Origin of the sequence: Mesorhizobium sp. M0522 (assembly GCF_040321085.1) — a bacterium.
Classification (GTDB): Bacteria; Pseudomonadota; Alphaproteobacteria; order Rhizobiales; family Rhizobiaceae; genus Mesorhizobium.
Genome location: NZ_JAMYQW010000082.1, coordinates 1 through 6,795, shown reverse-complemented (window position 1 = coordinate 6,795; position 6,795 = coordinate 1). Strand labels below are relative to the sequence as shown.

Genomic DNA, 6,795 nt, shown 5'->3' with positions numbered 1-6,795 from the left:
AACTCACCCTCGGTCTCGCCCTCGAAGCCAGACGTGCGCAGATGCGGTGTCGTGAGGTGGATCACCGGGATGATCGGCATGTCGACCGGGCGGCTCGCCCCCTGCGGGCACCGGATATCGATGGACGGGTGCGGGGTTGTGTGGACAATGTGTTCATGGAACAACTGCGACGCTCGCTCAAATACGAAAACGGCTACTCCGACGGCAAGGCCAGGGCGGGATGGCTGTCCTTTTTTGCAACAGTTGACATCCTCACCAGGCCTTGGCAACCGCATGCCAATGGCGGTTTGGCGCCATGATGTGACCGGCGCCCTTGATGACTGGGCTGTGGACATGACGCTTCTCCACGGGCGAAACTTGGACAACGCTCACACGTTGCCCACATGCCCACAACTGCAACAGCAACAGCAACAGCAACAGACAGATCTTGTTGCGTGGTGGGGACAAAGGGATCGGAGGCGGCCGAGCTTCTGACTAAAGAGGCCCGCCCCAGAGGTCCGCGGATCGGGCACTTCAACGCCTTCTCCATCCGGACGGTATACTGGACGTTTTTCAGCGTACGGCACAGCGAGAGCACCCAGCTCTGCCCACCTACTGATCCCGGTAGTTTTTCAGAATTCCATCCCGGTATAGTTTGTGGGCGGTCATCGGCGGTCAAATCCCAGCCGGAGCTTGATGCGATCTCAATAGGAGGAAGCAGTGAACATTTCCGCTACGCCGCGATTTGCCACCGAACCGTCCCCTGGAGATCGTGTCATCATTCTCGGCGTCGCGGAGAGTGATGCTCATGTGGTTGCGAATAAGCTCATCGAATATGAGCTTAGCCTCTCCGGATTTAGTGTGATCAACCTCGGCGCATGCACTCCCGTCGAAGAGTTCGTGGATGCGTTCCAGTCACATCCATACGCCGATGCAATGGTTATTGGCAGCCTAAATGGCCACGCCTATGAAGATTTGAAGTCAATAAGCGATGCAAAGAAGGACCTTCTTATTTCTTGTCCCATCATAGTAGGCGGAAATCTTGGCGTAACCCGAGATCAAGCGGCCAAAACGAAAGAGGAATTGCTCTCGCTTGGCGTTGATTACGTGCTTGATGACGCTGCGGCATTGCCTTTGCTCTTGCACCAGCTCCCCCGACGGAACACTGTTGTCCCATCTCCCGAATGAGGATCCCATGAGAGCCTTCGACCTTTCGATCATTGGCGCCACCGGAGCCGTCGGCGCTGAACTAATAAGTTTGTTGGAATCAAGCCAAATTCCAGTCTCTCGGTTGCGATTGCTGGCGTCCCACAATTCGACGGGTCGCCAGTCGAAGTTTCGAGATGAAATCTGCATCGTAAAACCACTCGAGGATATCAACGATACCAAAGCCGACATCGCCTTCTTTTCCGCAGGCAGCGCTGTAAGCGCTGAATGGGCGCCTCGGTTTGCAGCACAAGGCGCCTTGGTGATTGACAACTCGAACGCTTTTCGAATGAACCCCGATGTGCCGCTCGTCGTACCGCAAGTTAACCCGAGTACGCTCGCCATTCGCCCACGGTCGGGCATCGTCGCAAACCCGAATTGCTCCACGATTCAATTGGTCCGGGCCCTGAGACCACTGGTAACCGCATTTGAAGTTCATCAGATCATTCTGACCACCTACCAGGCCGCTTCGGGGGGCGGCCTGGTGGGAATTGACGAGCTATTGAACGGCACCAGGACCGCCCTGGATGGGCGCGCAGAACCCCGCGCGGAGCGCTTCCCTCTCCCGCTTGCCTTCAATGTGATACCCCAGGTTGGAGAGATCGCGCCAGAAGGCGTGACCCTTGAAGAGCGCAAGCTCATTCAGGAGTCTCGAAAGATCTTTGGCGTGCCTCATCTACGGCTGGCAGCCACTTGCGTTCGAGTTCCGGTAGTGAACGGCCATTCCGAGGCGGTGTACCTTGAGTTCGAAGAACCGGTTTGCCTCGAACGGATCCATAAGTTACTCGTGGAAGAGCCAGGTGTTCGGCTTTATGCCGACGGAATTCGCGAGGGATATCCAACGCCGCGATTTCTGAAAGACCCTGCTATGGTTCACGTCGGGCGGGTTAGAGTAAATCCCGAGAACCCGCGCGCGCTCTGGCTCTGGGTGGTCGCAAACAATCTCCAGGTTGGCGCCGCGCTCAACGCGCTTCTCATCGCACAGCTTGCAATTGCCAACAATACGATCGGTGGAACATGAACGCGTCCGTTCTGAAATTCGGGGGCTCAAATTTTTTGGATCGTCAGGACTATAGTCGAGTTGCTGGGCATATAGCCGACCGGCTGGCGGCAGGTGCAAAGAAGATCGTTGCCGTGGTCAGCGCGATGTCGGGAACAACCGGCAACCTGAGAGCGGTCATGCTCGACGTCAACAAGCAAGCGTCACCGTCGAGCCTCGACGCAGCACTCGCAACCGGAGAGATGCTCAGTACCTGCCTTTTGGAGGCAGCCGTCAGTCGGCTAGGAATTCCGGTACTATCATTGAACGGCTATTCCCTTGGGATACGCACCAACTCAGACTTCGGTCGCGCGTCACTAGATACTACAGATCCAAAGCCAATTCTTGCAGCGTTGCAGGAACATGACGTTGTTGTCGTGGCAGGCGGCCAGGCAATTGATAGCTTTGGCAGGTTAACGATGCTCGGCAGAAATAGCTCTGATCTGACAACTATAGTTATTGCGTCAATGCTTGGAGAGAAGTATTGCGAAATATACTCAGATGTTTCTGGCGTCTATACGGCAGACCCTTATCTCGTCCCAGGAGCACAACTGATTCCGGAGATTGGCTATGGCGCAATCTCACAAATGTCGCGACATGGCGCAAAGGTGCTCCACCACAGGGCGGTGAATTACGCTGAAAAACACGCGGTCACAATTGTTTGTAAATCACTCACCGGCGACGGAGCTGTCACGGGCACGATTGTAACAGGCCATGGGAACGCCCGTTCCGTGACGGTGGCTCGCGACGCGGCAGTGATAGCATGCGGCAGCTTCGCGGAACGCGACAACCTCCAGGCACTTCTTGATCGACATGACATCAGTACGATCTGCACGGAGGTCAACGACGGGCCGGGCATATGCATTATGGGCGACATTGATTTTGCCATGCGCCTTGTCGCGCTGACGGGCACCCGCTCAATCTCCATCGGATCACGAACTTCCGTGACAGAGATTGATTCTTCCGTGTTGCGCGTCCACTTGGACAGCGACTATGAACGCGCCATTTCCCTGGCGCGTCAGATCCACAAACGAATGTATCCCGGAGCGGTTGACGAACTATCTGGACCGAGAACGGCTAAACAGCGCTCGGCTTATAGTTCTCTGCTGGTTCGTGAAGATAATGCGCCGAAAAATCCGCAGTAATGCCTTCGGGGTGTCGTCATTCCGCTCAATTCCTATTCGGACTCGAGCCGTGGCAGACCAGCAAAACCAGCGTCCCGATCGACCTTCTCGCAGGTGCTAACCTTCTCCATGGACGGTTCTCCCTCATGTGACTTTCGACAGCCACACTTTGGCACATTGCGATGCCGGGAGCGGAGGTGCGAAGGCGGGCGATCTTGCCCGCAAGCATGGGATCTCCGAGGCGACGCTGTATAACTGGAAGGCCAAGTATGGCGGGATGGACGTATCCGACGCCAAGCGGCTGAAGGCCTTGGAAGACGAGAACGCCAAGCTGAAGAAGCTGCTCGCAGACCAGATGCTCGAAGCCTCGGCATTGCGCGAGCTTCTATCAAAAAAAGTGGTAGGGCCCGCCGCCAAGCGCGAAGCCGTAGCGCATCGGCGGGCCGTCATGGGCCTATCGGAGCGTCGGGCCTGTTCCTTCGTCGACGCCGATCGTAAGATGATCCGCTACCAGTCTCGCCGAGCGCCAGAGACGGAGCTGCGTGATCGGCTGCGTGACCTCGCGAACGAGCGCCGGCGCTTCGGCTATCGGCGGCTGTTCATTCTGCTCAGGCGCCAGGGCGAGGTATCGGGGATCAACCGTATCTATCGTCTTTACCGCGAGGAAGGACTGACGGTGCGCAAGCGTCGGGCGCGACGACGAGCCATCGGCACGCGGGCCGATCCTGGTCGAGGCAAAGCCGAATGCGCGCTGGACGCTGGATTTCGTGCATGACCAGTCCGCCTGCGGCCGGCGCTTCCGCGTGCTCAACATCGTCGACGACGTGACGCGCGAAGATTTGGCCGCGATCCCGGACACCTCGATCTCCGGCCGTCGGGTTGCCCGTGAACTGACGGAATTGATCGCTCACCGCGGCAAGCCGGGCATGATCGTCTCCGACCATGGCACCGAGTTCACCTCGAACGCCATCCTCGCATGGTCGAAGGATCACGGGATCGAATGGCACTACATCGCGCCAGGCAAGCCGATGCAGACGGATTTTGTAGAATAGCCCCTTCTTCTCATTCGGCGGCTTTTTCCACAGCCTTCTGCCTTTCCGGCCTCGTTCGCCATCGGGAAGTCGCTGCTCCATAGGCAGCTTCCGCCTTCTCGACGCGGGATCGTTCTTCGGCGCGCTTGGCCGGGATGTTGTAGTCGAAGGTGGTGCCGCGTTTTGAAGCATGACTTTTCCTTAATCAGACGATGTTCAGCAGCATTTGCGCACAGACCTGTCGTCACGAATCCACGCCTACTCAGTCTCCGGCAGCGGTTCCAAATGTTTTAAACAACAACCTCCGGCTCGTCACCTACCTAGGATGGTAGTATCGCTGCAACAGCTTCTTAATTACTGTCAAATAACAGGAGCGAAGACAGTTCACCACCTCATGGCCTGGAAGACAGTTCACCTCATGGCCCAAAAGCAAGAACTTCCCACTCTGGCAGACACATGCCATTTCATAAAAAGCCTGAACAAACCCTGCGTCGCGCAACTACTTGCAGAGGCGAAAGGGAGAGGGACGGTCGCCGTTCAGCCTCGGTCAGGCGTAGGCGGCCACGACGAGATGCTGGAGCTTCTATCTAGAATCGAAGCTGAGGCCAATCCGGACATTTTGACTCTTACTATAGATTCCTATTCCCGGCTTGGGAGATTTGATCACGCCAGCAGAATACTTCACACGAACCCAGCAGCCCTGAACGGATACCCATTGGTGTCCCACGGCTGGCGCAGAGGTCGCGATCTCAACGAGCGAACGAAGCAGCCTCTCGACATCCGCCACGGCTCACCAATTGCCGACCATCTCTTCGAAACTGCCATTGCTTCTGGAATTACATCTTTCGAGGGCGGGGGCATCGCCTACAACCTGCCCTACGCCAAGAAAGTTCCGCTTGAAGAATCAATCGCCTCGTGGCGAAGAATTGACCACATTTGCGGAGAGCTCGCCGATCAGGGTATCATTGTGTCGCGTGAGATGTTCGGCACCCTCACAGCAGTTCTGATCCCTCCTTCAACCTCCTTGGCGATCACCTTTCTTGAAGCAATTAGCGCCGCGCGCGACGGAGTAAGGTGCCTGTTGATAGCTTACCCGCAAGGCGGCAATAGCCTTCAGGATATTGCCGCCTTGCGATCAATTGAGTCTCTCGCACGGCGGTATTTGCCTCTCGGACCGAGCGTGTATCCCGTCCTGCATCAATACATGGGACCGTTTCCCCGAGATAAGGCAAAGGCGAGCGCACTTATCCTGCTCGGAGGGTTGGTCGCGAAGCTTGGAGGCGCCGCAAAGGTTGTCACAAAGACCTACGAAGAGGCGCTCGGTATCCCAACGGTGGAGGCTAACGTCGACGGCATCCGGTTGACGAGATGCGCTCTGGCGAGAATATTCGATTTCATCGAACTTGACGAAGCCGCAATTGCAGAAGAAATGCGTTGGATCGAGCGCGAGGTTGTTGAGCTGATTGATCCGATCGTCGGGGTCGGGGATTTTCACAAGGCCATAGTAGAGGCATTCAAAGCAGGAAGGCTCGATGTTCCCTTCAGTCCCAGTATTTTCACGCTGGGAGACGTCATCCCAGTTCGTGACCCACAGGGGGCCATTCGCTACCTGTCCTGTGCCGGGCTTCCATTCTCGGAGACCACCCGGCGACGCAATCGCGAGTCGTTGAGAGAGACGACGGCCCCGAAAGAAAAACTCCGGCAGATCGCCCGCGATGTACACTTCTTTGCAGATCAATCGGACGTCTATCTGCTTTAAAGTGCATCGCTGTCCACCGTCAATATTCGCAGATTCGCAGACGGCTCATTATTTCCGCTTTGAATTTTTTGAAATGCGGCCTCTACAACTCGATCTTTCTGTCGTGCACTGCCTTTACAGCAGCGACCGTTCTACTTGTTGCATCCAATTTTCGCATAACGTTTTTTATATGGAAATCGACAGTGTTTTTAGATATTCCTAGAATAATCCCGATTTCCCACGAGGATTTTCCTTTTGCGGTCCACAGGATGCACTCTTTTTCTCTAAGAGACAGTTCGGCGGACTCCTCAATGGCGCTCGAGTTGGTGAACTTCGCGATAGGTGACATTTTGGGCTCCTTCATTTCAATACCTTGTCAACGCAGGAGATGTGCCAAGCGAGAGAACGTCCGTCGAAGGAGCTGATTTACAAATAAAATTCCTCAAACCTACGGACCGGGAGAGATCCACATTTTCCCGCAAAGCACAGAAAGTGTGTAGCAATTGGCCGGTTCAGGACATGATTATCTTGCTCGAGATCCGGCCGGGCGCACTGACGTTGCCCCTTCGGCTTAATCCGGTTTGAAGTTAGCTCCGCAATCGTCACGTATGTTATGTCGCTCACCCAGAGCTGGTTCGGGCCGTCGGGTGTCACGTTCTTCGCCAGGTTCGGGAAGAT

General features: G+C 55.9%; 7 protein-coding genes and 1 pseudogene. 6 read left to right on the top strand and 2 right to left on the bottom strand.

Annotated elements, in window-relative coordinates; all coding sequences use genetic code 11:
• The 6 genes and pseudogenes from NKI58_RS35215 to NKI58_RS35190 form a co-directional block, all read left to right on the top strand.
• A partial coding sequence (locus NKI58_RS35215; protein WP_352854505.1) for a hypothetical protein occupies positions 1-299 on the top strand: 299 nt, incomplete at its 5' end.
• A gap of 400 nt (positions 300-699) precedes the next feature.
• Entirely contained in the window at positions 700-1,167 is a 468-nt protein-coding gene (locus NKI58_RS35210) for a cobalamin-dependent protein (RefSeq protein ID WP_352854502.1), read from the top strand.
• Positions 1,168-1,174: 7 nt separating this feature from the next.
• Positions 1,175-2,206, top strand: coding sequence for an aspartate-semialdehyde dehydrogenase (locus tag NKI58_RS35205; protein ID WP_352854500.1), 1,032 nt, complete (start codon positions 1,175-1,177; stop codon positions 2,204-2,206).
• Entirely contained in the window at positions 2,203-3,369 is a 1,167-nt protein-coding gene (locus NKI58_RS35200) for an amino acid kinase family protein (protein ID WP_352854498.1), read from the top strand. Before NKI58_RS35205 ends, NKI58_RS35200 begins: the two co-directional genes overlap by 4 nt.
• A 127-nt stretch (positions 3,370-3,496) precedes the next feature.
• Positions 3,497-4,397, top strand: a pseudogene (locus NKI58_RS35195) (IS3 family transposase); the annotation flags it as partial.
• A 376-nt stretch (positions 4,398-4,773) separates the two neighbouring features.
• Entirely contained in the window at positions 4,774-6,138 is a 1,365-nt protein-coding gene (locus tag NKI58_RS35190) for a hypothetical protein (protein WP_352854496.1), read from the top strand.
• 82 nt (positions 6,139-6,220) lie between these two features.
• On the opposite strand, the gene NKI58_RS35185 is transcribed toward NKI58_RS35190, so the two are convergent.
• Positions 6,221-6,466: a LuxR C-terminal-related transcriptional regulator gene (locus NKI58_RS35185; protein ID WP_502898858.1), complete on the bottom strand. Its 246-nt coding sequence runs from the start codon at positions 6,464-6,466 to the stop codon at positions 6,221-6,223.
• A 77-nt stretch (positions 6,467-6,543) separates the two neighbouring features.
• On the bottom strand, positions 6,544-6,795 hold a 252-nt coding region (locus NKI58_RS35180; protein ID WP_352854493.1), incomplete at its 5' end, for a hypothetical protein.

Excerpts from the sequence above, each read along its gene's own strand:
- NKI58_RS35205 (WP_352854500.1), top strand. The coding sequence starts at position 1,175 with ATGAGAGCCTTCGACCTTTCGATCATTGGCGCCACCGGAGCCGTCGGC.
- NKI58_RS35200 (WP_352854498.1), top strand. The coding sequence starts at position 2,203 with ATGAACGCGTCCGTTCTGAAATTCGGGGGCTCAAATTTTTTGGATCGT.
- NKI58_RS35190 (WP_352854496.1), top strand. The coding sequence starts at position 4,774 with ATGGCCTGGAAGACAGTTCACCTCATGGCCCAAAAGCAAGAACTTCCC.
- NKI58_RS35185 (WP_502898858.1), bottom strand. The coding sequence starts at position 6,466 with ATGTCACCTATCGCGAAGTTCACCAACTCGAGCGCCATTGAGGAGTCC.